Below are 1211 nucleotides of genomic sequence, written 5' to 3'. Positions count from 1 at the left end.
AGCCTGCACGCGGGCCGTCACGTCGAGGCCGTAGCCCAGCATGAACGGCTCGCCGGCCCCCACGCGGGCCAGCAGCTTGAAGTGCCGCTGGTGGTAGCGCGGCCCCTCGGGGAAGGGCGTGCAGTCGTCCCACACCATGGGCTCGGTGCTGCGCAGGGCCTGCTCAAACATGCGCGCGCGGTGCCGGGCCAGGTCCATCGGGAAGCCGTAGCGCTCGCAAAACTCCAGCACGGTGTGCCCAATGAGCCAGGCGCGCTGTTCGGGGTCGGGCACGGCCTGGGGGTTGGCGTACACGTAGCGAAACTGGTCGTCGAGCACCACTACTTCCACCGGCAGCTCGTCGAGAATGGTTTCGTAGAACGCCCGCTGCGCCTCGTGCTGCGCGCTCAGCCCCTGCTGCTTAAGATGCTGCAGCTGCCGCAGCGCCGCGGTCTCGTTGGCGCGGGCCTGGGCCAATTCGTATTCCAATTGGTCGATACGGGCCTGAACGGCAGGAGCTAGCGCAGCAGCATAATCGGCAGAAGAAGCAGTCACGAACGAGGATAAAGAAGACAATAGTGCAACGTAATAGCCCGTGGCCGCTCAGCACGGCACGGGCTCGGGCAATTTCGGAACAATCTTCCAAAAATATCCGGCGGGCCTTTTCGGCAATCAGCTGCTGTCCCAATGCCCGCATATTCCAGGCCAACGGCTGCCGGACCGGGCCGGACGGTGGTTTTGCACCACCGACTTAGCCCCACAACGGCCTGCAGTAGCCGGCAGTACTTTTAGCGGCGCTATTTCTTCCTTCGCCGCTTTTTCATGCCCACCAAACCTGAGCTGCGCCGCGCGGCCCTGGCACGCCGCCAGGCCCTGAGCCCAACCGAAGTAACCCGCCGCAGCGAGCAACTGTGCGCGCAGCTGTTCGACCAGTTTCCGGTAGCGGCGTGGCGGTGGCTACACCTGTTTCTGCCGCTGCATAAGCGCCACGAGCCCGACACCTGGCCCATCATCCGGCGCAGCTGGGCCGAGTGGCCGGCGTTGCAGCTGGCCGCGCCTGTGGTGCAGCCCGATGGCATTTCGCTGAAGAACTATGCCCTGAACCCAGCCACGCCCCTGCTCACCAACCGCTGGGGCATTCCGGAGCCGGCCGCCGACCCGGCCACTGAAGTCCTTCCCGCGGCCTTCGATGCCGTGCTGGTGCCGCTGCTGGCCGTGGACCAGGCCGGGCA

The 1211-nt window shown here is 65.9% G+C and carries 2 protein-coding genes; one reads left to right on the top strand and one right to left on the bottom strand.

Features of this window, described 5'->3' with window-relative positions; translation table 11 throughout:
- Window positions 1–534, bottom strand: a 534-nt coding sequence (locus tag ACYVDE_RS23435) for a PAS domain-containing protein (RefSeq protein WP_460503940.1), incomplete at its 3' end; no start/stop codon positions are given.
- 267 nt (window positions 535–801) lie between these two features.
- On the opposite strand from ACYVDE_RS23435, the gene ACYVDE_RS23430 reads away from it, so the two are divergent.
- The coding region (locus ACYVDE_RS23430) for a 5-formyltetrahydrofolate cyclo-ligase (protein ID WP_460503939.1) at window positions 802–1211 on the top strand (410 nt) is incomplete at its 3' end.

The sequence above is a fragment of the Hymenobacter agri genome (assembly GCF_054778495.1).
The sequence above is the reverse complement of the archived record's forward strand: the minus strand, read 5'-3'. Positions and strand labels throughout refer to the sequence as shown.